The sequence below is a fragment of the Paractinoplanes globisporus DSM 43857 genome, from assembly GCF_000379645.1.
GTDB classification, from domain to species: domain Bacteria; phylum Actinomycetota; class Actinomycetes; order Mycobacteriales; family Micromonosporaceae; genus Actinoplanes; species Actinoplanes globisporus.
Genome location: NZ_KB903295.1, coordinates 253,874 through 279,548 on the forward strand (window position 1 = coordinate 253,874; position 25,675 = coordinate 279,548).

The window sequence follows — 25,675 nt, forward strand, 5'->3', positions numbered from 1 at the left end:
CTCCAGGTCGAACGGCGCGGGCGCGGATCGACACGGCGCGCGAAAAAGTATTCTCAACGGTCATGACCAGCTTGCTGTCGGTGAACGTCGGGATGCCCCGCGATGTGGCCTGGCAGGGCCGCACTGTGTACACCGGGGTCTGGAAACGGCCGGTGACGGGCCCGGTGACGGCCCGGCGGCTCAACCTCGACGGCGACGGCCAGGGCGACACCGCCGGCCACGGCGGCGAGATGCGGGCCGTGCTCGTCTACCAGATCGAGTCGTACCGGTACTGGCAGAAGGAGCTCGGGCGGGACGACTTCGAGTACGGCCAGTTCGGCGAGAACCTCACCGTCGACGGCCAGCCCGACGACGAGGTGTGCATCGGCGACCGCTACCGCATCGGCGAGGCGGAGTTCGAGGTCACCCAGCCGCGGGTCACCTGCTACCGGGTCGGCCTGCGCCTCGGCGAGCCCCGGATGCCGGCGCTGCTGGTCAGCCATCATCGGCCCGGCTTCTACATGCGCGTCATCACCGAGGGCCGCGTCGAAGCCGGCGACGAGATCGTCAAGACGCGGACCGGACCCGGCGCCCTGAGCGTGGCCGACACCGACGCGCTGCTCTACCTCCCCGGACACGACCCGGCCAAGCTGCGGACCGCCCTGGACATCCCGGCCCTGAGCCCCGGCTGGCAGCAGTCCTTCCGCGAGATGGCCGCGCCGCCGCCTCCGGTGGTGCCCGCGTGGAGCGGCTTCCGGCCGCTGCGGGTCGACCGGATCGTCCCGGAGAGCACGACCGTGTCGTCGGTCTACCTGTCCGCGCCCGACGGGAGCCCGCTGCCGGCCGCGCTCGGCGGGCAGTACCTGACCCTGCGCATCGGCGGTGGCCAGGTGCGCAGTTACTCGCTGTCGTCCGCGCCCGGCGCCCCCGCGTACCGGATCAGCGTGAAGCACGAGCCGCACGGCGTGGTCAGCACGTACCTGACCGGCACGTTGCGGCCGGGCGACGTCCTGGATGTGGCCGCACCGCGCGGCGAGTTCGTGGCCGAGGACGACGCCCGGCCGATCCTGCTGATCTCGGCCGGTGTCGGCGTCACCCCCACGATGGCCATGCTGCACGAGCTCGCGGACCGGCACACCGAGCGGGAGGTGTGGTGGATCCACGGCGCCCGGAGCCCGCGCGAGCACCCGCTGGCGGCCGAGGCCCACGCGCTGCTCGCCGCTCTGGCCCACGCCCACGAGCACGTGTTCTACAGCCAGGGTCCGTCCGGTCGCCTGACCGGGGACGCGCTCGCCGCTCTCGGCGTTCCGGCCGGCTCCGACGCGTACATCTGCGGTCCGGTCTCCTTCATGGCGGACATGCGGAAAGCTCTCGCACAACATGGTGTTGACCCTGGCCGCATCCGCACCGAGCTGTTCGGCACGCTGCCCTCGCTCAACCCCGGCATCGCCGCGACGCCCACCCGCCCACCACACCTGCCCGGCGGCCCGGCCGGCACGGGCCCGCTGGTGACCTTCGCGCGCAGCGGCATCGCCACCCGCTTCCCCGACGGCCCGGGAAGCCTGCTCGATCTGGCCGAGGCGTGCGACGTACCCACCCGCTGGAGCTGCCGCACGGGCGTGTGCCACAACTGCGTCACCCCGCTGCTGTCCGGCGAGGTGGCCTACGCGCCCGACCCGCTCGAGCCGCCCGCGGACGGCCAGGTGCTGCTGTGCTGCTCCCGCCCCCGCGCCGACCTCGTCCTGGACCTGTGAGAAGCCATGAGTGAGGACGTCCGCGACCCCGCCCGGGTCGTCGCCATCAGCGACGGCGTCATCGCCATCGCCGCCACCCTGCTGGTCCTGGAGATCCGCCCGCCCGCGGACACCGAGCATCTCCTGCACGGTCTGCTGGCTCTGTGGCCGTCCTACCTGGCCTACGCGGTCACGTTCATGCTGGTCGGCCAGGTGTGGGCCAACCACCACGTGATGTTCGACCACATCCGCCACGCCGACCGCATGATCCTGTTCCTGAACACGGTCCTGCTGATGGACATAGCCTTCCTCCCCTTCGCCGCCTCCGTCCTGGCCGACGCCTTCCGAGACGGCCACGGCGAACGCACCGCCGTGGTGATGCACGGCCTGGTCTTCTTCCTGGCCGCGGCCCTGTTCAACCTCATCTGGTGGCACGCCCGCCACCACCTGCTTTCCAACAACATCAACCCCGCGGGCGTACGCGCCATCGGCCGCCGCTTCCAGCTGGCACTCCTCTGGCTGGGCACCGCCACCATCCTCGGCGGCCTCCTACCGGTCCTCGGCGTGGCCGTCTTCGCCGCGTTCATCGCCTTCTACTGGCTCCCGATCTCCGGCGAGCTCGGCTTCACCGGACCACGCCGGACCGCGTGACCCGGGCGGCCGCTGGCCGATGCGTCGGCCGGATCGGCCGGCGGTTCCTCCGGACGGGCCGGGACACCCGTCACCTGCCGGTACCCGAAGGGGCCGCTCCGCTCAGCCGTTGCCCGGTACGGGTCCTCGCCGGACGAGAGCCGACCGGGCTGCTGGGCGCGGCGTTGTTGGCGCTCGGCCCAGAGTTCCTGAGCGCGACCGCCCAGGCGGCGCGCCGAGTCGGACGCCCGAGAGCCCAGATCCTGGGCCCGTTGCCCGGCGCGCGAGTTGATCGCCTGCTGAACCGCCTCGCTGCGGGCGATCGACTCGGCGCGCTCCCGGGCAAGCTTCCCGGCCACGGCGGTCGCATCGGCGGCACGCCGCGCTGCCGCGGTCGCAGCCGCGGCCGCAGTGGCCGCGGCCTGAGCGGAGGCGGTCTGAGCAGAGGCGGTCTGAGCGGAGGCGGTCTGAGCGGAGGCGGTCTGAGCGGAGGCGGTCTCGGCGCCGTTTGCCGGGAGCGCGGGGTGGCCGGCCGGAGGGTCAAGCGTGGCGTGGACGGGTGGCGTGTCCGCGCCGGCGGGAAGGGAAGCTCCGGTGCCGGTCAGCCGCTGAGCGAGGGCGGTCGCGCGGTTGGCCATCCCGGCGTAAAGCGTCGTACGCACGACGACGGTGCCGGTCAGCCGGTCGACCACGGTGCGGCGCCGCGGGCCGAAGAGAGTCATCCGGTTGAGCCAGAAGGCAGCGACGGCCAGCACGACCAGCAAACCACCGAGTTCGAGCTTCCGGATCGCCACCATGGCCAGTGCGGCGCAGAGCAGGCCCGACTCGACCAGGGCAGTCAGGAACGCACGGCGCAAGGCGCGGGGGCGCATGAGGCTCGCCGGGTCTGCCACCATGCCGACCCGCGTGTCGACGAGGATTCCGCCGAGGGTGCGGCCACGCCAGGAGAGCAGGACCGCTTGGTAGAGGAACTGGATCAGCGGCACCAAGAGCAGCGCGCCGACCAGCGGCAGAACGAGGACCAGCCACACCTCCGCCACCTCGGCGAGGAGGCTGCCCGTGTCGATGTCACCTTTGATCACCTTCTTCACGGCCGAAAACCCGATGTGGCCCGCCGATTCGGGGAGCCTTTGCCACAGGCTGGTCACGGCAGCGACGATCAGCATCGTCGCCGGTATCGCCACCACCGCGGAGTCGACCGACCAGGCCATCGCCCGGCGCCGCAAGGAGGCAGGAACGGGCACGGGCACGGACGGCACCGGTTCCGCAGGAATCATCTCTAAGCTCATAGCCGAGCGACGATATTCAAAGGTGCGTGAACAAAAATCCCACGGACGCCCACGCATCCACTTCGATCATCCGACCAGCAAATCGGTAGATCGGATCGACCTGTCCAGAGTTACCTTTTCGGGTCCTGGACCGGGTATAGCGTCTGAAAGCGCAGTTCTGTTTCGCCCGCTCGCCGACTTTGCCGAGACCGGGGGGCGTCTACGACCGCGACAGCCGGGCGTCCGCCCAGATCCCTTCGCCTCGCTTGAGCGGGCAGCCGTCCGACGTGAAGCCGAATGTTACTGTGCGCGCCTCCTCCTTCACCGTACGGTCGATGGTCACGACTTTGCCGGGCTCGACGTGTCCTTGCGCAACCGGCGTTCCATTTACTCGCAGGTAGTAGTCCAGCACCGTCAGGTCTCCGACGTCGTCACTCAGCAGGATGGTGGCGCGGAACCGCACCAGCTTTTTCGCGGAGATGGCGTATTCGGCGCTGCTTCGCTCGCCGTTGTCGAAAGCTACGCAGCCCACGGGCGTCGCGAAGGCGTGCTCGTACGAGACCCCGCGCACCGTCGCCGACGTGGGCTCGAAGGTGCTGTAGGTCGGGCTCAACCCGTCGAGGTACACCACATCCCCGGCAGGCGCGGCGGCGGAGGCGCTCGGCGAAGCCTTGAGCTCATCGAGCTCCTGCTGCGTGCCCGCGAGCTGACTCTGGAGATCGGAGTTCTCCCGCTGGAGCTGCTGGATCCGCGCCGACGAAGCGTCGGCTTTACCGACGGCCGTGTCCGCGTCCTTCTCCGACTGCTTCCAGTTGATCCCGAAAATGGTGGCCGCCGCGGTGATCAGTGCCGTTACGACGCCGAGGGTGGCGGTGAGCAGCCTCAGACGGCTTTCACTCAGGTCGGTGCGTACCTTCTTGTCCTGATCTTTCGTCGGACCATCTTGGATGGTGGTCATATCACGATGCATTCCGTTCACGGTCGAATTCGCACACTGTTGATGTTGGGCCGTCCGCAGATCCGGCGACCGGAAGAAGTTAGCAACACCAATGGAATTCGGCGCGGTGCCCATCTGCGAATCGATGTCCGATACACGACAGGCGATGCATTGAACCACAGCCATCACTCGATCGGACGACAGCAGTCTTGAATTTTATTCACGAATGAACACGACATGCATCCACGCCACTGGCACTGCAATTCCGGCCGCGGCGGGAGGCTCCGCCACTGGTTGAGCCAGAAGACGACCACAGCCAGGGCGACGAGCAAAGTGCCGACGGCGAACCAGCCAACGACCATCAAGGCCAATGCGAAACAAAGGCGGGCCCGACTCGATCGGCGCAGTCAGGAAGACCCGCGAGAGGGCGCGGGCGATCGCCAGGCGATGGTGCGACGCCGCAACGAGGCTCGCACGGCGACTGGTGCGGATACGGATATTGGCTGTTCGGGCGACCGATTCGGTTCCCGGGGCGGGTATGGCTCTCCGGGACCACGACGAGACCACCGGCCCGGAGCGGCGGGCCGTTCGGCACTGCCCAAGACCCGGCGCCGCCGGTGTACTTGAAGTGTGGAGGTGCGCGGTGATCATGCCATCGATCTTCGTCGTTCTGGTGATGCTGGCCGGGCCTCTCGTGGGATGCGGCCACGCCGCGCCGGAGGGTCCGGTGCCCCCGGCCCCCGCGCCGCCGGCCACGTCCGTTTCGCCGGCGCGGCCATCGTCGCCCGCGCCGGCCTGGGGCTCGGGGCCGTTCACCGTGGTTCACCATCCGGCGGTCCCGCCCGTTCCGGTCGTCACCGAGATCCGTGCGGGGGCGCACCCGGGCTTTGCAGGTCATACCTCTATCGCCGTCGGCACCGCCGGGCACTCCGGCTTCCGGGTCGGTGAGCTGCCCGGCCGTATCTATGTGGACGTCGCCCACTGATCGGGCGGCCCCGGGCCCTTCGGAGGTGGCGATGACTGGCACGGTCCCGATCGACCGCGCGAACGACGCCGATCGCGTTTTTCTCGCGATGGATCGCGGGCCGGTGCCGGAGCAGTTCGGCGTCGTGCTCGTCCTCGGCCGGGCGCTGACGGTCGCGGACTGCGCCCGCCTGCTGTCCGAGCGCGCCGTCACCGTGCCCCGGCTGCGGCAACGGCTGGTCCGCACGCCGCCCGGCTGCGGCGGACCGGTCTGGGCCGACGACCCGGCCTTCGACCCCCGGCGTCATCTCGCCACGATCCGCTGGCCGGCGCCGGGCGACGATCGGGAGCTGGCCGGCGTCGTGCTGCCGGAAGTGCTGCGGCCGCTGCCGCGGGACCGTCCGCTCTGGCGTGCGGTCCTGATCGAGGGGCGGCCCGGCGGGGGTTGCGCGCTCGCGCTGATCGCGCACCACGTGCTCAGCGACGGCCTGGGCGGGCTCGCGATGCTCGGCCGGCTGGTGGACGGCGCTCCCCCGGCGGCGGCGCCCCCGCTGCTCCCCGCCTCCGCGACATCGCCCGGGGCAGCCTCACCACGGCCGGGAACTCGACGCCTGGCCGCCGACGCCTGGCACTCCCGCTTCGTCGCGCTGCGGTCGGCGCCGGCCCGGCTGCGGCGGCTGCGGACCGCGATGGGCGCGGGCGGCGGCCTCCGTCCCGCCCGCGTGCCGGACTGCTCGTTGCTGGGAGTCACCGGCGCGCATCGGCGCGCGGTCGTGGTCCGGGTCTCGCTGCCGGCACTCCGCGACGCCGCGCACCGATGGGACGCCGGGGTGAACGCGGCGCTCCTGGTGGCCGTGGCCGAGGCGCTGCGCCGGTTGCTGGACCGGCGCGGCGAGACCGTCAGCCGGGTGACCATGGCGGTCCCGGTCGGCACGCCCCGGCCGCCCGGCGAAACCGCGGGCAACGCGGTCACGCCGCTGGTGGTGACCGTGCCGGCCACCGGACCGCGCTCGCAGCGCCTCGCCCGGGTCGCCGCGGAGATCCGCCGGCGCCGCGCCGAGGCGGCCGGGCCCGCGCCCGTCACGGTGCTGGGTGGGGCGTTCCGGCTGCTCGCCGCGCTGGGGGCATACCGCTGGTACATGACCCGCCAGCGTCGCCTGCACACCCTGGTCAGTCACGTCCGCGGCCCGGCGGCACCGGTGTGCCTGGGCGGCGCGCCGGTCCGCGACATGATCCCGATCGTCGTCGGTGGCGCCTCCAACGTCACCGTGATGTTCGTGGCGCTCTCCTACCTCGACTCGCTGACCGTGACCGTGGTCGCCGATCCGGACCGATGCCCGGACCTGGACGCGCTGGCGACTCTGCTCTCGGCGGAACTGGCCACGCTCGCCCGTGCGGCCGATTGAGGTGCCCGACATCAGGATTCGCGGCCGGCCACATCCTGGATCCGGGCCGGCGGGCCGGGTATGAAGTAGTCGCTCTTCTTGGGCTGCTCGGCGTGGGTGCGCCGGCGGGGGATCTTCGCGAGGCGGGGGATGTGTTTCGCGCAGTGGATGTAGGCCTCGTGCACGCGGGTGACCACCCATAGGCGGGCTCGCCTGCCGGGTGGGGTGCCGGCCTGCTCATCGGGGTCCTCGACGATCTCGGCGGTGCCGTTGACGTGCAGGCCGATGACGTCCTCGAAGTCGATGAAGAGCAGGCCGACGTGGCCGTTCTCGGTGACGTTGCCGAGGCTGGCCATCACACCGTTGCCCCGGTACTCGGGCCAGCTCAGATGCTCCTCGTCCAGCACGCGGACGAAGCCGGGCGGGCCGGCGCGGAACGTGCTGTCGCAGCCGCCGGCGGCATCCGCCGTGGCGAGGAACATCATTTCCTGGCGGCCGATGAAGTGGCGCATCCGGTCGTTGAGGTGGGGCAGGACCTGGCGGGCCTGGAACGAGTCGGCACGGTCCCGGGTGCCGAGTCGGTCCTGCAGTTCACGCTCACCGTGGTTCATGCGTGACATTTCACAGCGTAATCAAGCGGTGGCATAGCGTTGCAAGTTGCATTGATCGGGTCCTATCCTGCCTGATCAAGCCGATGGTCCAGCCGTTGCCGCAGCCAGCGGGCCGGGTGCCGGGCAGCGCGGCGGGCCGGTCGTGAGCGCCGCCGCGCGGGCGGTCTTCACTCGAAAGGGTGAGGCGGCCAGGCCGGGGTGGCGGGGTGCGTCAGGTCGCGGCCGACCGCGCGGTAGGGCGCGTTCCAGCCGCGCGACGGCAGCCGGTCGAAGCTGGGCGCCGGGTCCGAGACGGCGCGCTGGATCGCCGCCAGCAGCCGGCCCGCCTCGTCGGCCTGGTTCGAGTACCAGGCCGTGGACCAGACGCGGTGCAGGTGCCAGCCCAGGTCGCGCAACTCCTGCTCACGCAGCCGGTCGCGGTCGCGGGCCGAGGGGATCCGGCGGTACGCGGGACCGTCGAACTCGATGCCCAGGACGTAGACCTCGTCGGGGTGATCGGGGTGCAGGACGCCGATGTCGACCCAATGTCCGGCCGCGCCGATCTGACGTCGTACGGCGAAATTCCAGCCCTTGATCGTGTCGAGGACGGATTCCTCGAACGCGGTCATTCCCTCGCGATCGGTCACCTCCTTCCCGAGCGTCGCGGCGTCCCTCTCGGCGTACTCGAGGAATGCCTTCAGATGCCTTATCGACTCGTTGCCCATGTCCTGGACATCGGCGGAGTGGATCGAGGAGACGACCTCCAGGCGCCGGCGGGCGCGGGTGATGGCGACGTTCAGGCGGCGCCAGCCGCGGGTGCGGTTGAGGACGCCGAAGTTCGTGCTGATCTTGTCGTTCTCGTCGTAGCCGTAGCCGACGGAAAGGATCATCACGTCGCGGACGTCGCCCTGCACGGCCTCGAGACTCTTGCAGAAGAACCCGTCGAGGCGGTCCTCGTCGTCGATCAGGTGAGCCAGTTCGGGGTGGTCGGCGATCATGTCCTGCACGGCCTCGTCGATCGCGTCGGCCTGCGCCACCGACAGCGTCACCACGCCGAGCGTGCGGCCGGGGCGGTGGGTGAGGTGGTGCAGCACCCGTTCCGCGACCGCGGCCGCCTCGATCGGGTTGTCCGACGTGGTCATCCGGTGGTAGACGCCGTCGACGTGGTAGAGCTGCACGCCGTGGTCGGGCTCGCGGGCGTACGCGCGGGCCAGGCTGACCAGTCGCCCGTTGTAGTAGGCGAGGTTGGCGAACGCGAACAGCGCCTCGTGCCGGCTGCGGTGGTGCCAGCCGAGCTCGAGCACCGGGAACGTCTCGCGGGCCAGGTCGAGGATCGACGGGAAGTCGTCGACGTCGTCCTCGACCTTGTCGTAGTAGCTGGTCGGGGGCAGCTGCCGCTCGTCGCCCACGACGATCAGCGCGTCGCCGCGGTACACGCAGTTGATCGCGTCGGCCGTGGTCACCTGGGACGCCTCGTCGATGATCACCACATCGAACTCGATCTCCGGCGGGAGCAGCCGCGACGCCGCGAGCGGCGACATCAGGAAGCACGGCTTCAGCCCCTGCACCGCGTGCCGGGCCTGGGCGATCAGCTCCCGGACGGCCAGATGCCCGGTCCGCTTGCCACCCTCGCGGCGGATCAGCGCGGGCTCGCCGGTGTTGGCGGCCGAGGGCCGCCGGGCCTCCACGGCGTACACGATGTCGGCCAGCGCGGCCGCGTTGAGCTCGTTGTCCAGCAGCTTGAACACCTCGACCAGATGCACCCGCTCCTCGGCGTCGACCGGCTGCAGCCCCTGGTCGGTCCGCAGGATCTGGTCGACCCAGCCGCGGTGCAGCGCCCGCTCCAGCACCGGCCAGATCCGGTCCGCCTCGACCTCGTGGTCGGCGCAGTACTCGAGCGCCTCGCCGAGCCCGTACGAGAGAATCGTGTCCTTCGCGTCCTGGTGCACGAACCAGTTCTGCTGCCCGGTCGCGTCGTGCAGCAGCTCGACCAGCAGGTCGCGGGCCGTGTCGTAGTCTCCGAGGTGGGTGGAGAGCTCGATCCGCCGCTGCGGGGCGAACGCGCCGAGCACCTGCTCGCGGGCGTGCTCCCAGCCGGCCACCGCGGCGGCCAGCCCGTCGCTGGGCTCGATCTCGGCGATCGCGTGCGCCTGCTCGGCGGTGAGTGCCGCGTCGTGCCCGTGGTGCAGCCGGCGGGCCTCGGCGGTCCACGCGACGATCTGGTTCATCAGCTCGTCGTTGGTCTTGGTGCCGCGGTAGATCGAGCCGAGCACCGCGGCGTGCGGCCCGGCGCTGGCCCAGATCGCCGCCTCCGCGTCCACCGCCGCCTGCCGCTGTTGAGCGATCTCCACGGCCTCGGCCAGGGTGAGATCGCCGCGCCCGGTCGGTCCCCCGTACGCCCGGAGCATCTCGGCCGCGGCCCGCAGCGGCGCGACGTGTGCACGCAGCCAGGTCACCGCCTCCTGGATCGCGCCCTCACCCAGCTCGGGCCGCGGCGCGCGGGCCGGCGGCTCGCGCAGCGTCGTGCGGAACCGGTCGAACTCGTCGCGGGCCTCGCCGACGATCCGCAGCAGCGCGCTGTTCGGCCGGGGCGCGGTCACGTGCACGACGACCGCCGCCAGCGCCTCGGCCGGCGTCTCCCGGATCACCTCGTCGGCGGTGTGCAGCGCCTCCTGGACCGCGCCGAAGTCGGTGTCCATGCCGTCCCAGTGCCGGCCGAGGATCTCGGCGTGCTCGTCGGCGAGGTCCTCCAGCTCGTCGAGCGCCGCCTTCCAGGCCGCCGCGTCCTCCACGTTGGCGACCGCCTCCTCGGGGGTGACCTCGGGCAGCGCCGCGTCGATCGTGGCCTTCTTGGCCCGCCGGGTGCCCCGCAGCAGCTTGCGCGGCCCGCGCCGGTTGGTGAGCCGCTCGGCCATCTCCTCGATCGGCTCCTGGAGCACGCCCTCGTCGAAGTGGCGGCGGGCCTGCTCCTCGGCGGCGTTGACCGCGTCGACGGCCCGGCGCAGGGCGCGCACGGCGGCGTGCGCGGCGGCTATCCCGCCCTCGGCGAACCACGCGGCCTCGGGCTTGGTGTCCCGGGCGATCAGGCCGGCGATGGCGATCACCCGGGCCGAGTCGCGGAAGCTCACCACGTGCGGCAGGCCGAGCCGGGCGGTGACCCGGTCGAGGGACTCCTGCCGGGCCTCGAGCCGGTCGGCCTCCTCGGCGAACTTGTTGGCCAGGTGCTCGGCCTGCGCGGCGTTCAGCGGGTGCAGGTCGATCGGCTCGGGCCGCAGGTGCGACAGGTCGGGAACGCTGGTGAGGTCGGCGGCCGAGGGCAGGTCGGCCCACGGGATGCCGCCGTAGCGCAGGGCGGCCAGGTGCTTGGTGAGGTCGGCCGCGGCCTGCTGGACGGGCTGGAGGCCGGCCGCGGTCAGCCACTCCTCGACGATCTTGCCAGGGCGCCGGCCGGCATGCGCGGCCAGCGCGGCGAGCGTGCTCGCGCCGGCCGGCTCGTGCAGGTCGAAGGCGTCGGCGAGGAGCGAGTTCGCGAACACCATCTCGGCGAGCTTGCCGAGCGCCTTGAGCGCCTGCTTGAGCGGGATCTCCATCGGCTCGCGCTCGACCGCGTCCCGCCACAGGTAGTCCTCGCTGCGCAGCTTGCCGAGCCGGCCGACGGCCTCGCGGATCTGGTCGAGGCCCTCGGCGGTCAGCTCCGAGGGAACCTCCTGCGGCACCGGCGCGGCCGGCACGTGCTGCAGGGTCGCGCAGATCCCGATCACCTCGTGCAGGCTGCGGCCGAGCGGCTGCCGGATGCAGGTCATGGCCTCCGCGTACGCGGCGAGCCGCTCCCGGCGCTCGCGCACCGCGCGCCGGTCGATCGGGTCCATCGTGGCCAGCGGCGCCGGGTCGGTGTCGAGCGCGGCGGTGAGCGCGGCGGCCACCTCGTGCCGCCCGGTCAGGTCGCTGTGCAGCGGCAGCAGGTAGTTCCCGAGCCCGGACTCGGTGAGCCGCCGCTGGACCGTGTCGAGCGCGGCGGCCTTCTCCGAGACGACCAGCACCCGCTTGCCGGTGTGCAGCAGGCAGCCGACCATGTTCGCGATGGTCTGGGACTTGCCGGTGCCGGGCGCGCCGTCGAGCACGAAGCTGCGCCCGGCGACCGCGGCGGCCACCGCGGCCCGCTGGGTGGAGTCCGCGTCGAGCAGCAGCGGCACGTCCTCGGCCGGGGCGATCTCGTCGATCCGGGCCGGCTCGGGCGGCTCGAAGGCGAACTGCCGGGCCGCGTCCCGGGTGGCGAGGGCCCGCACGATCGGGTGCTCGACGATGTGCGGCTCGCTCTCCACCAGGTCGGCGTGGATCGACTCGCGGTGCACGCCGAAGCTGGACAGGACCACGGTCTCGTCGGCGTACCAGCCCGGCCGCTCGCCGATCGCGACGTCGATGTGCGCCCAGAGCACGGTCACGTCGAGCTCGCCGAGACCGCTCACCGCCGGCAGCTCGATGCCGAGCGGCGCCATCCGCAGGGCGAGGGCCGGGTTGACGATCGGATCGTCGTGACGGGCCCGCAGCAACGGCCCGGCCGGGTCGATCTCGACCGGGATCAACAAGATCGGGCTCTGGTACGGGGTGTTCCGGTCGTCGGTCCAGTGCATCATCCCGATCGCCAGGTAGAGCGAGCACACCCCGCGGTCGAGCAGCTCCTGGCGGGACCGCCGGTAGAACCGGTGCAGCAGCGCGCCGAGGTCGTTCTCGGCCAGCTCGGTGCGCAGCACCGGCCGCCCGTCGTCGGCGTCGCCGCCGGGGAACCCGAAGGCCCCGTCGTCCTGGAGGACCTGCAGCAGGGTCTTCGGCGTCGGCCCGGTGATCGGGACGGCGTCGGACGGGGTCCGGCCGAAGTTGAGCAGCCGGTTGGCGTCGGTGAGGTCGACGAGGCCCGAGCGCCAGGTCTCGAGCGCAGCCCGGACCTCGCCGTCGGGTAGCTCGCTCAGGTCCGCTGCATGATCCGGCCGCATGCCTCAATTGCAGCAAGACGGACGGCCGTCACGCTGGGGATTGGCCCGCTTCCTTCCGGATATTCGCCGCATAACGGTCGATCGGCCTGGAAGCGGGCGAACCATCAACCAACCGGAACGGGTTCCTCCTGAGGCGCCCGCTCCAGGGCGGTGCCCTCGACGTCCAGGGCCGGGAGCCTCCGCAGCCAGCGCGGCAGCCACCAGGCCGCCCTGCCCATCAGCGCGATCGCGGCCGGAATGGCGACCATCCGGACCACCAGCGCGTCGAAGAGGATGCCCGTGGCCAGCGCGAACGCGATCGGCTTGACCGTGTCGTTGCCCTGCGGCACGAAGCCCGCGAACACCGCGAACATGATCGTGGCCGCCGCGACCACCACCGGGGCGGCCTGCCGGAAACCGGTGACCACCGCGTCGCGCGGGGCCACGCCGTGCGCGTGCGCCTCGTGCATCCGCGACACCAGGAACACCATGTAGTCCATGGCCAGGCCGAACAGGATGCCGACGATGATGATCGGCGACAGGCTCAGCAGCGGGCCGGTGACCTTGACGTTCGCGATGCCCGACAGCCAGCCCCACTGGAAGACCGCGGTGGTGGCGCCGAGCGCCGCGCCGATCGTCAGCAGGAAGCCGAGCACGCCGACGACCGGCACCAGGATCGACCGGAACACCAGCACCAGCAGCACGAACGCGAGACCGACGACGAGCGCCAGGTAGATCGGCAGGGCGTCGTTGAGCTTCTGCGACACGTCGATGCTGATCGCGGTCTGCCCGGTCACGTACACCTTGGCGTCCGGGCCGTCGGAGACCTTGTCGCGCAGCGCGTGCACGAGGTCGACCGTGGCCGGGGAGTCCGGTCCGCTGGCCGGGATGATCGTGATGAGGGCGGCCGTGCCCGCCGCGTCCGGCCGGGGCGCGGTGGCCACTGCCACGCCCGGCAGGTCGCCGATCTGGTCGCGTACGGACGTCGCGTAGGAAGCGGAACCGGACCCGTCGACCAGGACCAGCAGCGGGCCGGCGAAGCCCGGGCCGAAACGCTCGGCGATGATCGCGTCCGCCTTGGCCGCGCTGCTGCCGGGAACCTCCTTCTGGATCAATGACGTCTGCATCTGGGTGACCGGGATGGCGATGACCCCGAGCGCGGCGACCGCGACGATCAGGCTGATCCAGCGGCGCTGGGTGACCAGGGCGGCCCAGCCGCGGTAGAAGCCGCGCTCGGGCCGCAGCTTGCGCGGGAGCGCCCGCTTCCCGATGAAGCCGAGGATCGCCGGGACCAGCGTCAGCGCGACCAGCACGGCGATGACGACGGTGGCCGCAGCGGCCAGGCCCATCTCGGTGAGGAACGGGATGCCCGCCACCGAGAGGCCGGCCAGCGCGATCACCACGGTGAGGCCGGCGGTCAGCACCGCGGAGCCGGCCGTGCCGACGGCCATCGCGGCGGCCTCGGGCACGGGCAGGCCCCGCAGCAGCTCCTGCCGGAAGCGGGTGATGATGAACAGCGCGTAGTCGATGCCGACGGCGAGGCCGAGCATCACCGCCAGGATCGAGGTCGTCGACTGGAGCTCGACGAAGCCGGTCAGCGTGACGATGCCGAGCGCGCCGATGCCGACGCCGACCAGCGCGGTCAGCAGGTTCATCCCGGCCGCGACCAGCGAGCGGTAGGTCAGCGCGAGCACCAGCAGCGCCACGATCACGCCGATGCCCTCGGCCGGGCCGCCCACGTCGGCGCCCGACTCCCGGGCCGCCTCGCCCCGCACCTCGACGGTCAAGCCACCGCTGCTCGCCTGGCCGGCCGCGTCCGTCAGCGCCGTCCGCTCCTCGGGGGTGATCTCCGAGGCCTGGACGCCGTACGTGACCGTGCTGTACGTCGCGGTCTGATCGCGGGAGACCACCGGCGACTTCGGGTCGAGCGGGTTGCTCACGGCCACCACGCCGGGCAGCTCGGCCAGCCGGCCGACGGTCTGGGTGACCTGGGCGGCGGTCTGCGGGTCGGTGATCTTGCCACCGGCCGGGGCGACCATCACGACCTGGGCGGTCGCGCCGGCCGACGCGTCCCCGAAGCGCTGCTTCATCAGGTCGAGGGCGATCGTCGACTCCTGGCCCGGGATCGAGAACGAGTTGACGGTCGCACCGGAGAGCGTGGCCGCGCCGACGCCGACCGCGATGAGCGCGACCAGCCAGGTGACGGTGACGGCGATCCGGTGCCGTACGGCGGACAGGCCGAGGCGGTGCAGCAGAGATGCCATGAGGGTCGGTCCTCTGTTGGGGTGCGGGGGATCAGCGCCCGTGGCCGAGCGCGTCGTAGCCGACCCCGACGAGGTCGGCGACGGTCAGGTGTTCCTTCTCCTGCATCGCGACGGCGGTGACCGTCAGCGCGCCCAGGGCGCCGATGATGCGCAGCAGGCGGGGCAGGTCGAGGTCGGCGGCACAGGACGGGTCGGCCACGCCGAAGGCCGTGAAGACCACCCCGCCGACCTGCTGGAGCATGTCGCTGTCGGGCGCGCTCATCAGGCCGCTGAGCAGCAGCGCGACCGCGCCCGGGCGGGCCAGCGCGAGGCGGGCGACACCGGTGACCACCACGCGGTCGCGGTCGGGGCCGACCGGCAGGCCCTCGGCCTCGTCGGCAATCGCGCGCATGTCGGCGAGAGCCCGGTCGACCACCGCCTCCTGCAGCGCCTCCTTGGTCGGGAAGCGGTGCAGCAGACCGGTCTTGGAGTAGCCGACGGCGTCGGCGACCCGCTGGATCGACGTCTCCTTGAACCCGTGCCGGGCGAAGAGGGTGGCGGCGGTCTCGAGGATCTCGTCCTCGATCTCCTGCTTCGTCGGGCGCGGCATGTGGACCACCCTAGTCGGATACGGACCAAGTTGGTCGGGAACGGACCGTGTCGGTCCTCACAGATTTCTCCGGGAGAGCCCCTGATCCGGCCTCAGGGTTCGCTGGGGATATGCCCGTTCTGCGCGGAAAGCGCGCCTGAGGCAAGCGCAAATCGGACCGGGGTCCGACCGGGGTCGGACCCGGATGTTCCCAGCTCGCGCACTGCCTAACTTCAGCTTCGACACAGAAAAGCTTCGAAGGGGGCCCCAAAATGGGGAAGCGACCGGTGACGGTACGCATGGCACGCTGGAGCGCCGAGCACCCGTGGCGCGCGATCGCGCTCTGGATGGTTTTCGTGGCGGTGTGCTTCGTGGGCGGCAACATGGCCGGCACGCATGAGGCGACCGCGCAGGACGATGCGATCGGCGAGTCCGGCCGCGCGTACGTGATGATCGAGGAAGGCCAGTTCGCCGACGAGCCGGCCGTGGACAACGTGCTGATCACGGCTCCTACTGGCCGGCTCGATGTCAAAGCCGCTGAAGCGGCGGCGAAGGACGCCGCCACGAAGCTCGGCACGGTCACCGGCGTGGAGAAGGTCGGCGACCCGATCCCGTCCCGCGACGGCACCGCGCTGCTCGTGCCGATCACGATGACCGGCGATCCGGACACCGCACCCGATCGGGTCGAGCCGCTACGCGCGGCCACGGCGGAGGTGCAAAAAGCCCACCCTGACCTGCGCGTCGAGGAGGTCGGCGGCCCGTCGATCGAGAAGGCGCTCAACGACACGCTCGGCAAGGACTTCCAGAAGGCCGAGATCCTCAGCCTTCCGGTCACCCTGGCGATCCTGATCCTCGCGTTCGGCGCGCTGATCGCCGCCGGCGTGCCCGTGCTGCTGGCCCTCTCCTCGGTCGTCGCGGCCATGGGCCTGTCCACGCTCGCCTCGCACCTGGTGCCGATGGGCGACGCCACCGGCAGCGTCATCCTGCTGATCGGCATGGCCGTCGGCATCGACTACTCGCTGTTCTACGTCAAGCGGGAACGCGAGGAACGGGCGAAGGGCCGCGGTCACGTGGACGCGGTGGAGATCGCCGCCGAGACCTCCGGGCACGCGGTCGTCGTCTCCGGCACCGCCGTGATCATCGCGATGGCCGGGCTGTTCCTCGCCCGCGACTCGACGTTCTCGTCGCTGGCCACCGGCTCGATCCTGGTCGTCGCCGTCGCCGTGATCGGCTCGCTGACCGTGCTGCCCGCGCTGCTGGCCAAGCTCGGCCGCTGGGTCGACCGTCCCCGCGTGCCGCTGATCTGGCGCCTCACCAAGAACACCAACGGCGAGGGACGGGTCTGGCGCAAGATCCTGAACCCGGCGCTGAAGAAGCCCGCGATCACCCTGGTCGTGAGCGTCCTGGCCCTGCTCGCGCTGGCCGCCCCGGCGATCGGCATGAAGCTCAAGTTCCCGGGTACGGAGGATCTGCCCCGCACGACGCCGGCGATGCAGGCGTACGACCGGCTCGCCGCCGCGTACCCGAGCAATGGAACGACCCACGTCGTGGCCGTCCAGGCCCCGGCCGCCGAGGCCGCCACGGTCAAGGCGGCGCTGACCAAGCTGGCCGGCAGCACCCAGGGCGACCCGCTGTTCGCGCAGCTGGAGGCCACCGGGCCGAAGATCGACGTGTCGGCCGACAGGACGGTGTCGGTGATGGAGCTGGCGACCCCGTTCTCGTCACGCAGCGAGAAGGGCGCGGATTCCCTGCACGAACTGCGGCAGAAACTCGCGCCGGCCGCGCTGAGCGGCATCCCCGGCGCGAAATACGCGGTGGCCGGTGACGTCGCCGAGAACGAGGACTACGCCAAGCACATCTGGCAGACGTTGCCGATCGTGGCCGGCTTCGTGCTCGCGCTCACCTTCCTGGTGATGGCGTGGACGTTCCGCTCGGTCGTGGTGGCGGCCACGTCGATCCTGCTGAACCTGCTGTCGGCCGGCGCGGCGTACGGCCTGCTGGTCGTGGTCTTCCAGAACCACTGGGCGGAGGGCCTGCTCGGGTTCACCTCGATGGGCGCGATCGTCACCTGGCTGCCGCTGTTCCTGTTCGTGGTCCTGTTCGGCCTGTCGATGGACTACCACGTCTTCGTGGTCAGCCGGATCCGCGAGGCGGTCGGGCGCGGGGTGCCCACCCGCGAGGCGGTCGCCGAGGGCATCGCGGGCTCGGCCGGCACGGTCTCCAGCGCCGCGATCGTCATGGTCGCCGTCTTCTCGATCTTCGCGACGCTCAGCACGATCGACATGAAGCAGCTGGGCATCGGCCTGGCCGCGGCGATCCTGCTGGACGCGACGATCATCCGGGCGGTCGTGCTGCCGTCGCTGATGACGCTGCTGGGCCCGGCGAACTGGTGGGCGCCGCGCTTCATGCGGCCGCGTGGGCGGCACGCCGCCACCGCGGCTGTCCCGGAGGAGCGGGAGCGCGAGCTGGTCGGTGCTCCCTGACCCTTTTCCCGTACGTCGAGTGGGCCGCCCCCCTTCCGGAGGGCGGCCCCTTTCTCACGGCGCGGTCCAGCCCACGGGGACGTGCCCGATCCGGACCCGCTGCGGATGGTCGCCCACCGCCACCGTGGCCACCCGCTGCCCGGTGGCGAAGCTGATCGCGGAGACCTGATCGGCGCCCGACTCGGAGATCACGCAGTCCTTGCCGTCGCCGCTGACCGTGGCCCAGTACGGCTTGCTCGCGGTGACCAGCGGCCCCGGCGCGAGCGTCGCCCGGTCGACCACGGTCGCGTAGTCGTCCATCGTTCCGGCCACGCAGAGCTTGGTGCCGTCCGGGCTCATCGACAGGCCGTGGTGCCGGGAGTCGTTCACCCACGTCGTCCGGTCGGGGCTGGTGGCCGGGTTGAGCGGCAGCTCCCTGACCCGGGTGATCTTGTCGGTGGCGACGTCGTACTCGACGAGGCCGGCGAAGAACGACACCTGGAAGTACAGCTTCGACTCGTCCGGGCTGAACACCGCCGGCCGGACCGCGTCGGAGAGGTCGGAGCGGCCGAAGGCGTCCAGCCGGGGCCGCATGTCGATGGTCTTGACCACCTGGAACGTCTTCGTGTCGGCGATCGTGATGTGCCGGTCGCCCTTGGTCCAGTCCCAGGCCGGGTCGTCCAGCGACGTGTTCACCTCGCCGATCGACATGTTCCAGAGGTACTTGCCGTCCTTCGTGAAGATGTTCTCGTGCGGCTTGTCGCCGGCCGTGAACGAGCCGAGCTGCCGGCCGGTGACGATGTCCAGCACGTGCACGGTGTTCGACGTCGAGGCGGAGACCGCCACGGTCTTGCCGTCCGGCGAGACGGCCATGTGGTCGGCGCGGTAACCGGAGACCGCGAAACGCCAGCGCACCGCGCCGGTGCCCAGGTCGATGGAGACCACGTCGGCGAAGCTCGGCCGGGACGCGACCAGCGCGTCGCCGGCCGGCGTGGTGTACATGTCGTCGACCAGCTGGTCGTGGCCCTCGCCGGGCCCCTGCTGGATGCCGAGGTAGTAGGCGAGCTTGATCGGGTTGAGGTAGATCTCGGTGAGGCGCTGGGATTTGTCCGGTACGACGTTCAACCGCCCAACCTTGGCGAAGTCGCCGCTCGAGTGGATGACGTCGACCGTGCCCTCCCAGTTGTTGCCGACGAACATGACCTCCTGCAAGGCCGGTGCGGCGGCCGCCGGCGTGCTCGCCGCGAGCAGCAGCGAGACGAGGGCAGCCGGAAAAAGTCCGATGTGTACGGTCATGACGGGTTCCCCTAGCCGGGTATCGGCTGTTACTTTTCGGTAACACCATGGGAACAAGCCAGCGATCGACGTCGATAGAGGGCAGTACCCAATGCCGCAGCCCCTCCTTGTCCGTGACCGACAACCGGGTCGACCGTGCTGACCGGCACCGTCGCGGCCCTCGTGCACGACATGTCCCAGGACGACCAGCTCGTCGACGACGTGGTCGCCTCGGCGCGCGACCAGTTCCCCGAGGTCGCCCGCCTGCCCTGGGCGGAGAGCCGCCGGCACGTCGCCGCGCTGCTCGCGGCCGGGTTCGCCGCGTTCGAGCGGGCCGCCGCCGAGGGTGACTTCGGCTCCGACCTCGACTTCACCGAGGCCCGCCGGTTCGGGGCCGAGCGCGCCGCCCTCGGCGTCCCGGTGGCCGGTCTGATGGCCGGGGTGCACGGCGGGCGCAGCCGGCTGCTGGAGATCGCCATCAACCGGGGGCGGGAGTCCGCCATCCCGTACGACGAGCTGCTGCAGGCCCTGCTCCAGCTCGACCGGTACGGCACCGAGCTGGAGCGCCACGTCATCGACGGCTACCGCCAGGCCGAGCGCAAGCTCAACCGCGACGACCGTACGGCCCGCATCCGCGTCCTGCGCCGGCTGCTGCTCGACGACGACGGGGCGCCCGCCGCGCCCGAGGAGGACCCGGCCCGGTTCGGCCTCCACGCGAGCGGCTCGTACCACTGCGTGGTGACCGATGTGGCCGACCCGGTCCGGGTCCGGTCCCTCGAGGAGGCGTTCGCCCGCTGCGGCGGCGTCCTCGCGCCGGTCGGCGGCCGGCTCAGCGGGCTCACCCCTCGCGTTCCCGCGGGCCGGGCGCTCGACCCGTCCGTGCTGGTGGTGACGACCCCACCGGTGACGCTCGAGCAGGCCCGCAGCGCGTACCGGCTGTGCCGCACCGCGCTGCACGCCGCCCGGGCCCGCGAGTCCACCGGCATCTGCGACGTGGTCGAGCTGGCCGGCGAGACGGCGCTGTTCGCCCAGCCGATGCTGGCCGGGTTCCTGAGCAGCGGGCTGCTCGGGGCGCTCGACCCGTCCGACGACTTCCACCGCGAGCTGGTGTCGACCGCGCTGGCCTACCTCGACCACGGCCAGCGCCTCGACCTCACCGCCGGCGCCCTGCACCTGCACCCCAACACGGTCCGCTACCGGCTGCGCCGGCTGCAGGACCTGACCGGCTTCGGCACGCCGGCCGAGGGCCTGCCGGTCCTCGAGACCGTACGGTGGTGGTGGGCCCTGCGCGCCTGGTCGCGCACCCCGCTCGAGGCGCCGCCTAGTCCCGCGGCCGCACGGTCACGCCCTGATAGGACGGGAAAAGACCCTGCGACGGGACCGTCTGCACCGGCCTGAGCGCCCTGGTGAAGACGGTCAAGGTGCTGGCGCCGAAGTCACCGACGTACACGTGCTTGCCGTCAAGGCCGACGGCCAGATCGTTCGGATCCTCACCCGCGCCGACCCGGGCCGCCTCGGTGAGCCGGCCGTCGCCACCGATGTCGAAGCCGCGCACCTCGCCGTCCTGCCGCCGCGCCGGGTCGTCGACGACGCCGAGCGCCGTGACGTAGAGCCGCTTGCCGTCGGGGGTGATCGCGGCGCCCTCGACCCAGGTGCCGGCCTCGACGCGCCCGCCGGTGACGGGGGTGAGCTCACCGTGCGAGCCGATCCGGTAGCCGAGGACGTCACCGGCGTCGCCCGCCTCCTGCATGGTGAGGTACAGGAACCGGCCGTCCGGGGTGATGACCACGCGGTGCCCGCTCGGGCCGATCTGGGCCCGCGCCACCGGGCCGGAGAGCTTCCCATCGCGGTCGACGGCGTATCCGACCAGGAAGCTCGGGGTCGGGTTGGGCGACCGCGGCGTGCCGTGCACGACGTAGACGAACTTTCCGTCCGGGGTCACGGCAACACCCTTGGGGTGTACGGCTTTCGTGTCGACGGTGCTGACGTGGCGGAGCGTCCCGTCCGGCTCGACGTGGAACGAGGACAGGCCGCCGCTCGCACCGTCGTTGAAGTTGGCCACGAAGAACGTCGGCCCGTGCGGATCGAGCGCGGTCCCGAACGGCTCCGGCGTATCGGTGGTCCCGGCGAAGGTGAGAGCCCCGTCGCCCGCGACGCGGTAACGGTCGATCTTGTCGAGGACGCCGCTGGCGGCGTACGCGAAATGCTGGCCCTTGGTCTTGGAAGCGGGGGCGAAGACCAGGCCGCTCGCCGAGTCGGTGGGGAGCGTGTCCTCGGGCGTGACCAGGCCGTCGGCGGCGATGGCGAAGCGGGCGAAGTTGGCGCTCGCCGGGTCGACGTCGTCACCGCCGTTGGCGACGTAGAGCTGGTCGTTCCCGTCCTTGCCGGCGGCGCTCGCGGGTGCCGAGAGGCCCGCGATCGCCAGGACGCCGGCCGCCGCACCGGCCATGGCTGTTTTGACATTCATGGAATGACGCTGGCATCACGGCCTGGCGTGGCCCTGATGCGCGACTGAAACGGCTGGTGCTCCGCCAGAATCGGCGGATGGGAAACGTCTGGTCCGGTGTCACGATCGACTGCCTCGACCCCGCGCTGGTGGCGCGCTTCTGGAGTGCACTGCTCGGTCGCGAGCCCGGCCCGTCGCCGGACGGCTGGGTCTATCTCGGCGAGCGCGACGATCCCCTGCCCCGCCTGGTCTTCCAGCCGGTGCCGACGCCGGCCGCCGGCAAGGTGCGCATCCACCTCGACGTCACCGTGGACGACATCGACAAAGGGATGGCCCAGGTCGTCGAGCTGGGCGGCCACTTCACCGGCGAGCGTCACGACTACGACGAGGGCGTGGTCGTCGTCATGACCGACCCGGAGAATCACGAGTTCTGCCTGGTCCAGTATTACGCTGACCGGCATGATCGCTGACGCGCTCGTCACTCTCTACACGCGCGACATCGAGGCCGCCGCCCACTTCTACGGCGACCTGCTGGGCCTGGAGGAGACGTTCCGCACGCCGCGCGAGGGCACCCCGTCCCACATCGAGTTCCGAGCCGGCGGCTTCACGCTCGGGCTGGGCACGGTCGAGGCGGCCGCCACCGTCCACGGCGTCGAGGCCGAACCGGGCCGCCCGGCCATGGTCGTGGTCTTCTGGACAGACGACGTCGATCAGGAGTACGCCCGGCTGGTCGCGGCCGGCGTCCCGGCCCTGATCGCCCCGCACGACGCGGGCAACGGCAACCGCAACGCCCTGCTGAAGGATCCGGACAGCAACCTCGTCGAGCTCGTCGCCAAGGTGAGATGACCAGTCCTGGCCCACCTCCCCGCCCGCGCCTTCGCCGAGATCGACAAGGCCGTCAAGAACCGGCTGAGCTCTGCTTGCGCGGCGGATGGACGCGGCTGAGAAAGTCGCGCATCAACGACACGACCTCGTCGAGATGGGTTTCCAACAACCAGTGGCCACCATCCAGCAGGTGTAGTTCTGCGTCCGGAAGGTCGCGGAGGTACGCACGGGCGGCTCCCTCGGGCATGTACCCGTCGTGCGGCCCCCACACGATGAGCGTCGGAGGCCGGTGCTCGCGCAGGTACGCCTGCTGACGGGGGAACCATTCAACCGTGGTGCGCTGGTCAGCGAGGAGGTGTACCAGGTTCTCCGGGCCGGGTGGGTGGCCAACCTGCGCCCAGGACAACGTCCACAGGTCGGGGCTGATCCGTTCGGCGATTTCCTCGGGCACCTCGCCGACGAACTCATCCCGGAACCCGTTCTCCGAAACGTGTTCTGCCACCCCGGCCAGCGCCTTCGGGTTCGGCTCGGCCCAGAGCTCCTTCAGCGGCGCGTATTTCGGCCCATGCTCGTCCTCATAGATGTCGCCGTTCTGGACGATCAGAGCGGCGACCCGCTCCGGTGCGCTCATGGCCAGCCGCAGCCCGAACTGGGATCCGTAGTCTTGGAGGTAGATCGCGTATCGGGTCAACCCGAGCACGTCGGTGAACCGCCGCAGGAAGTCGGCGTAGGCGTCGAAGGTGTACGCGAACCGGTTGGCGGCGGCCCGGGTGTACCCGAACCCCGGCAGGTCGGGTGCAACCAGCCGCCAGCGGTCGCCGAGCGCCGGCATGAGGTTACGGAATTGGAACGACGACGACGGATAGCCGTGCGGCAGCAGCACCACCGGGGCGTCGGCCGGGCCGGCCACGCGGTAGAACGTGCGGATGCCGTCGACGTCCACGTTGCGGTGGGCGACAGCCACAACTGGCATGCCGTCACCCTACGCGCGAGGGTCGGTGACATCGGCGGCTGACCGCGCCAGCGTCCGCGACGGCGACGGCGCTTTCATGACGGCATCGAAGCCGATCCCCACGGCCGCCGCCGGCACCGGGGGTGGGGCTAGCCCCACTGCCGAAGGGCGTGGTAGCGCCAGTGCGCCCCGGTGGCCGAGTGCGACACGCTCTGATGCATCGGCTTGCTGAGGTGCAGTCGCGCTCTCGCTGGAGGGACCATGTCCAACTCGGAGGATCGCGTCGTCACTCGACGCGCCGTGCTCGGTGGCGCCGCTGTCGGCGTGGCGGCAGTCGGGCTCGCACCGGCATGGGCCGCGTACGCCGGAAACACTTCGACGCCCGCGCCGTTGGACCAACGTACGGTCGACGCGGTGGCGTCCCGGCTGGACGGCGGCCTGATCGATTTGCGTCGTGACATCCACCAGCATCCCGAGACCGCGGGTCAGGAACGGCGAACCGCGGCAGTGGTGGCGCGGCGGCTTCGCTCGGCCGGCCTCGACGTCACCACGGGTGTCGGCGGGTATGGGGTCGTGGGAGTCCTCACCGGCGCTCATCCCGGCCGGACGGTCGCCTACCGGGCGGACATGGACGCGGTACCGCCGGACGAGCAGATAGCAGGCGGTCCGCAACCGGCCCACGTGTGCGGACACGACGTGCACACCGCCGTCGGCGTGGGTGTCGCGGAGGTTCTGGCCCGCCTGCGTCACCGGCTCACCGGCACCGTGCAGTTCGTCTTCCAGCCCGCCGAGGAAGCGCTCGCCGGCGCCGCCGCGATGCTCGAGGCCGGCGTGTTCGCCCGAACCCGCCCGGCGGAGATCCACGCCTTGCACTGCGGGCCTTTCCCGGTCGGCCAGTTCGCCGTCATGCCCGGGTTCGGGCTTCCTGGCCAGGACCGCGGCTTCATCACGCTCACGGGTTCGCAGGCGGCCGGAAGCGCGCCGCGGCTCGCCGCTGAGATCGAGGCGCTCGGCACGGTGTCTCCACCAGCCACGTCCGCCGATCTTGAGCGGCTCGTGGCGGACATCCAGATACCGGACGGGCCGTTGGCCGAGTTCGTCTTCATGCGGACCGGGGTGACCGACGCCGCCGCCGGGGCCGAGATCGAGGTGTCGTACCGCTGCTGGCCGCAGAGCCGGTACGTCGAGATCCGCAAGGAGATCCACCGTCTCGCGCGTTCATATGGCGGCGCCGCGGTGTCCTTCCCGAACGACCCGTTCCCGGCCATGGTCTGTCCCGAGCGCGAAGGCCAGGCGATCAAGCGGTACCTGCAGCAGGCGGCCGGCCGCGACCGGGTGCCTACGATGTACGCCGCGATCCCGTTCAGCGGGGAGGACTTCGCGCTGTTCCTCAACCGGATTCCCGGCACGTTCATCTTCCTCGGCGTCCGCGCGCCCGGTGCCGCCATCGAGACCAGCTATCCGCACTTCGGTGCGTTCAACCCGGACGAACGAGCCATCGGCCTCGGCGTCCGCGCCATGGCAGGCTGGCTCGCCAGCCGCACATAGCGAGGCCGAGCCGACGTGGTCGATCGCGGCCACGCCGGGCTCGTCGGGGAACGGCATGACCCGAGGGGTACGAGCGGGCATGATGGGCGGGGACTCGGGAGGGAGAGGCCGATGATCGGCACGTTGCGGACGGTGGTGCTCGACGCGCCCGACGCCCGGCGGCTCGTCGCGTTCTACGCGACGCTCGGCGGGTGGAGCGAGCAGCAGGACTCCGACGACGACTTCATCGCGATGGAGACCGGGGACGGGTGGCGCGTCGCCGTTCAGCTCAGCCCGGAGCATGTGCCGCCGCGATGGCCCGATCCGGCGTTTCCGCAGCAGGCACACCTCGACCTTCGTGTGCCCGACCTCGACGCCGGCGCGGCGCGGGCAGTGGAGCTGGGCGCCGAGCTGCTGCGCAAGAACGAGAGCTGGTACACGCTGGCCGATCCGGCCGGGCACCCGTTCGACCTGTGCCTGTTCCCGGAGAAACCGCAGCCCACGCTCATGGGCGTGATGCTCGACTGCCCGGACGCCAAGCAGCTGAGCACCTTCTACGCGAGCCTCCTCGGCAAACCCGTCACGTACGAGGACGAGGGCGTGGCGATGATCGGCGAGGACGGCGCGCAGCCGGTGATGTTCCAGCAGGTCGCCGACTACCGCGCACCGCGCTGGCCCGACCCGGCGTACCCGCAGCAGTTCCACCTGGACGTCACCGTCGGCGACATCGAGGCGGCCGAGCCGGCGGCGCTGAAGCTCGGCGCCACCTCGCTGAACGCCGGCGGCGAGAACTGGCGGGTCTACGCCGACCCGGCCGGCAAACCGTTCTGCCTCTGCTGGGACTGACCGGCACATATCGCCGGCATATCGAAAACCGCATACGGAACGGCAACACCGTGGT

General features: G+C 71.4%; 19 protein-coding genes. 10 read left to right on the forward strand and 9 right to left on the reverse strand.

Going from position 1 to position 25,675, the window contains the following annotated elements:
* Positions 1–62 precede the first annotated feature (62 nt).
* Positions 63–1,733: an MOSC and FAD-binding oxidoreductase domain-containing protein gene (locus A3CQ_RS0107965; protein WP_020510397.1), complete on the forward strand. Its 1,671-nt coding sequence runs from the start codon at positions 63–65 to the stop codon at positions 1,731–1,733.
* A 6-nt stretch (positions 1,734–1,739) separates the two neighbouring features.
* Positions 1,740–2,363, forward strand: coding sequence for a TMEM175 family protein (locus tag A3CQ_RS0107970; RefSeq protein ID WP_020510398.1), 624 nt, complete (start codon positions 1,740–1,742; stop codon positions 2,361–2,363).
* Here the strand turns inward: A3CQ_RS0107970 and A3CQ_RS57165 are convergent.
* Together A3CQ_RS57165 and A3CQ_RS0107980 are read right to left on the reverse strand one after the other, a co-directional pair.
* Positions 2,306–3,586, reverse strand: a complete 1,281-nt coding sequence (locus tag A3CQ_RS57165; protein WP_169516264.1) for an RDD family protein — start codon at positions 3,584–3,586, stop codon at positions 2,306–2,308. The two genes, A3CQ_RS0107970 and A3CQ_RS57165, sit on opposite strands and share 58 nt — an antisense overlap.
* Before the next feature lie 244 nt (positions 3,587–3,830).
* Positions 3,831–4,733 (reverse strand): hypothetical protein, encoded by a 903-nt coding sequence (locus A3CQ_RS0107980; RefSeq protein WP_157295498.1) that lies wholly within the window; start codon positions 4,731–4,733, stop codon positions 3,831–3,833.
* Between the two features lie 457 nt (positions 4,734–5,190).
* Between A3CQ_RS0107980 and A3CQ_RS0107985 the strand changes: the two genes are divergently transcribed.
* Together A3CQ_RS0107985 and A3CQ_RS51945 are read left to right on the forward strand one after the other, a co-directional pair.
* On the forward strand, positions 5,191–5,532 hold the full coding sequence (locus tag A3CQ_RS0107985) for a hypothetical protein (RefSeq protein ID WP_020510401.1): 342 nt from the start codon (positions 5,191–5,193) through the stop codon (positions 5,530–5,532).
* A 31-nt stretch (positions 5,533–5,563) separates the two neighbouring features.
* Positions 5,564–6,916 carry a wax ester/triacylglycerol synthase domain-containing protein gene (locus tag A3CQ_RS51945; RefSeq protein ID WP_020510402.1) on the forward strand — a complete coding sequence of 451 codons (1,353 nt, stop codon included), beginning with the start codon at positions 5,564–5,566 and terminating at the stop codon, positions 6,914–6,916.
* Between the two features lie 11 nt (positions 6,917–6,927).
* Here the strand turns inward: A3CQ_RS51945 and A3CQ_RS0107995 are convergent, their stop codons facing one another.
* The 4 genes from A3CQ_RS0107995 to A3CQ_RS0108010 form a co-directional block, all read right to left on the reverse strand.
* Positions 6,928–7,506 (reverse strand): pyridoxamine 5'-phosphate oxidase family protein, encoded by a 579-nt coding sequence (locus A3CQ_RS0107995; RefSeq protein WP_020510403.1) that lies wholly within the window; start codon positions 7,504–7,506, stop codon positions 6,928–6,930.
* Positions 7,507–7,673: 167 nt separating this feature from the next.
* Positions 7,674–12,476 carry a PDDEXK-like endonuclease domain-containing protein gene (locus A3CQ_RS51950; RefSeq protein WP_020510404.1) on the reverse strand — a complete coding sequence of 1,601 codons (4,803 nt, stop codon included), beginning with the start codon at positions 12,474–12,476 and terminating at the stop codon, positions 7,674–7,676.
* 104 nt (positions 12,477–12,580) lie between these two features.
* Positions 12,581–14,719 carry an MMPL family transporter gene (locus A3CQ_RS0108005; protein WP_020510405.1) on the reverse strand — a complete coding sequence of 713 codons (2,139 nt, stop codon included), beginning with the start codon at positions 14,717–14,719 and terminating at the stop codon, positions 12,581–12,583.
* Positions 14,720–14,750: 31 nt separating this feature from the next.
* The gene (locus A3CQ_RS0108010) at positions 14,751–15,308 is read right to left on the reverse strand and encodes a TetR/AcrR family transcriptional regulator (protein ID WP_020510406.1); all 558 of its coding nucleotides are present in this window, start codon (positions 15,306–15,308) and stop codon (positions 14,751–14,753) included.
* A 251-nt stretch (positions 15,309–15,559) separates the two neighbouring features.
* Between A3CQ_RS0108010 and A3CQ_RS0108015 the strand changes: the two genes are divergently transcribed.
* On the forward strand, positions 15,560–17,770 hold the full coding sequence (locus tag A3CQ_RS0108015; protein ID WP_026205444.1) for an MMPL family transporter: 2,211 nt from the start codon (positions 15,560–15,562) through the stop codon (positions 17,768–17,770).
* 54 nt (positions 17,771–17,824) lie between these two features.
* On the opposite strand, the gene A3CQ_RS0108020 is transcribed toward A3CQ_RS0108015, so the two are convergent.
* Positions 17,825–19,045, reverse strand: a complete 1,221-nt coding sequence (locus A3CQ_RS0108020; protein WP_020510408.1) for a YncE family protein — start codon at positions 19,043–19,045, stop codon at positions 17,825–17,827.
* A 135-nt stretch (positions 19,046–19,180) separates the two neighbouring features.
* Between A3CQ_RS0108020 and A3CQ_RS51955 the strand changes: the two genes are divergently transcribed.
* Positions 19,181–20,422, forward strand: coding sequence for an RsbRD N-terminal domain-containing protein (locus A3CQ_RS51955; protein WP_020510409.1), 1,242 nt, complete (start codon positions 19,181–19,183; stop codon positions 20,420–20,422).
* Here the strand turns inward: A3CQ_RS51955 and A3CQ_RS0108030 are convergent.
* Positions 20,346–21,491 (reverse strand): lactonase family protein, encoded by a 1,146-nt coding sequence (locus A3CQ_RS0108030; RefSeq protein ID WP_084698974.1) that lies wholly within the window; start codon positions 21,489–21,491, stop codon positions 20,346–20,348. The genes A3CQ_RS51955 and A3CQ_RS0108030 overlap by 77 nt on opposite strands.
* A gap of 77 nt (positions 21,492–21,568) precedes the next feature.
* On the opposite strand from A3CQ_RS0108030, the gene A3CQ_RS0108035 reads away from it, so the two are divergent.
* Positions 21,569–21,940: a VOC family protein gene (locus A3CQ_RS0108035; RefSeq protein WP_020510411.1), complete on the forward strand. Its 372-nt coding sequence runs from the start codon at positions 21,569–21,571 to the stop codon at positions 21,938–21,940.
* A complete protein-coding gene (locus tag A3CQ_RS51960) occupies positions 21,930–22,316 on the forward strand; it encodes a VOC family protein (protein ID WP_020510412.1) in 387 nt (128 codons plus the stop codon). The genes A3CQ_RS0108035 and A3CQ_RS51960 overlap by 11 nt, the downstream gene beginning before the upstream one ends.
* A gap of 52 nt (positions 22,317–22,368) precedes the next feature.
* On the opposite strand, the gene A3CQ_RS0108045 is transcribed toward A3CQ_RS51960, so the two are convergent.
* Positions 22,369–23,268, reverse strand: coding sequence for an alpha/beta fold hydrolase (locus tag A3CQ_RS0108045; protein WP_026205445.1), 900 nt, complete (start codon positions 23,266–23,268; stop codon positions 22,369–22,371).
* Between the two features lie 240 nt (positions 23,269–23,508).
* On the opposite strand from A3CQ_RS0108045, the gene A3CQ_RS0108050 reads away from it, so the two are divergent.
* Together A3CQ_RS0108050 and A3CQ_RS0108055 are read left to right on the forward strand one after the other, a co-directional pair.
* Positions 23,509–24,795, forward strand: coding sequence for a M20 metallopeptidase family protein (locus A3CQ_RS0108050; RefSeq protein ID WP_040431869.1), 1,287 nt, complete (start codon positions 23,509–23,511; stop codon positions 24,793–24,795).
* A gap of 111 nt (positions 24,796–24,906) precedes the next feature.
* Positions 24,907–25,620, forward strand: a complete 714-nt coding sequence (locus A3CQ_RS0108055) for a VOC family protein (protein ID WP_020510415.1) — start codon at positions 24,907–24,909, stop codon at positions 25,618–25,620.
* Positions 25,621–25,675 lie beyond the last annotated feature (55 nt).

Bases quoted from the DNA above. Each gene is read 5' to 3' on its own strand.
- A3CQ_RS51945 (WP_020510402.1), top strand. From the start codon at position 5,564: ATGACTGGCACGGTCCCGATCGACCGCGCGAACGACGCCGATCGCGTT.
- A3CQ_RS51950 (WP_020510404.1), bottom strand. From the start codon at position 12,476: ATGCGGCCGGATCATGCAGCGGACCTGAGCGAGCTACCCGACGGCGAG.
- A3CQ_RS0107970 (WP_020510398.1), top strand. From the start codon at position 1,740: ATGAGTGAGGACGTCCGCGACCCCGCCCGGGTCGTCGCCATCAGCGAC.
- A3CQ_RS0107995 (WP_020510403.1), bottom strand. From the start codon at position 7,506: ATGAACCACGGTGAGCGTGAACTGCAGGACCGACTCGGCACCCGGGAC.
- A3CQ_RS0108035 (WP_020510411.1), top strand. From the start codon at position 21,569: ATGGGAAACGTCTGGTCCGGTGTCACGATCGACTGCCTCGACCCCGCG.
- A3CQ_RS0107965 (WP_020510397.1), top strand. From the start codon at position 63: ATGACCAGCTTGCTGTCGGTGAACGTCGGGATGCCCCGCGATGTGGCC.
- A3CQ_RS0108045 (WP_026205445.1), bottom strand. From the start codon at position 23,268: ATGCCAGTTGTGGCTGTCGCCCACCGCAACGTGGACGTCGACGGCATC.
- A3CQ_RS0108020 (WP_020510408.1), bottom strand. From the start codon at position 19,045: ATGACCGTACACATCGGACTTTTTCCGGCTGCCCTCGTCTCGCTGCTG.
- A3CQ_RS0108030 (WP_084698974.1), bottom strand. From the start codon at position 21,491: ATGAATGTCAAAACAGCCATGGCCGGTGCGGCGGCCGGCGTCCTGGCG.
- A3CQ_RS0107980 (WP_157295498.1), bottom strand. From the start codon at position 4,733: ATGGCTGTGGTTCAATGCATCGCCTGTCGTGTATCGGACATCGATTCG.
- A3CQ_RS0108050 (WP_040431869.1), top strand. From the start codon at position 23,509: ATGTCCAACTCGGAGGATCGCGTCGTCACTCGACGCGCCGTGCTCGGT.
- A3CQ_RS0108010 (WP_020510406.1), bottom strand. From the start codon at position 15,308: ATGCCGCGCCCGACGAAGCAGGAGATCGAGGACGAGATCCTCGAGACC.
- A3CQ_RS51960 (WP_020510412.1), top strand. From the start codon at position 21,930: ATGATCGCTGACGCGCTCGTCACTCTCTACACGCGCGACATCGAGGCC.
- A3CQ_RS0108005 (WP_020510405.1), bottom strand. From the start codon at position 14,719: ATGGCATCTCTGCTGCACCGCCTCGGCCTGTCCGCCGTACGGCACCGG.
- A3CQ_RS0108055 (WP_020510415.1), top strand. From the start codon at position 24,907: ATGATCGGCACGTTGCGGACGGTGGTGCTCGACGCGCCCGACGCCCGG.
- A3CQ_RS0108015 (WP_026205444.1), top strand. From the start codon at position 15,560: ATGGGGAAGCGACCGGTGACGGTACGCATGGCACGCTGGAGCGCCGAG.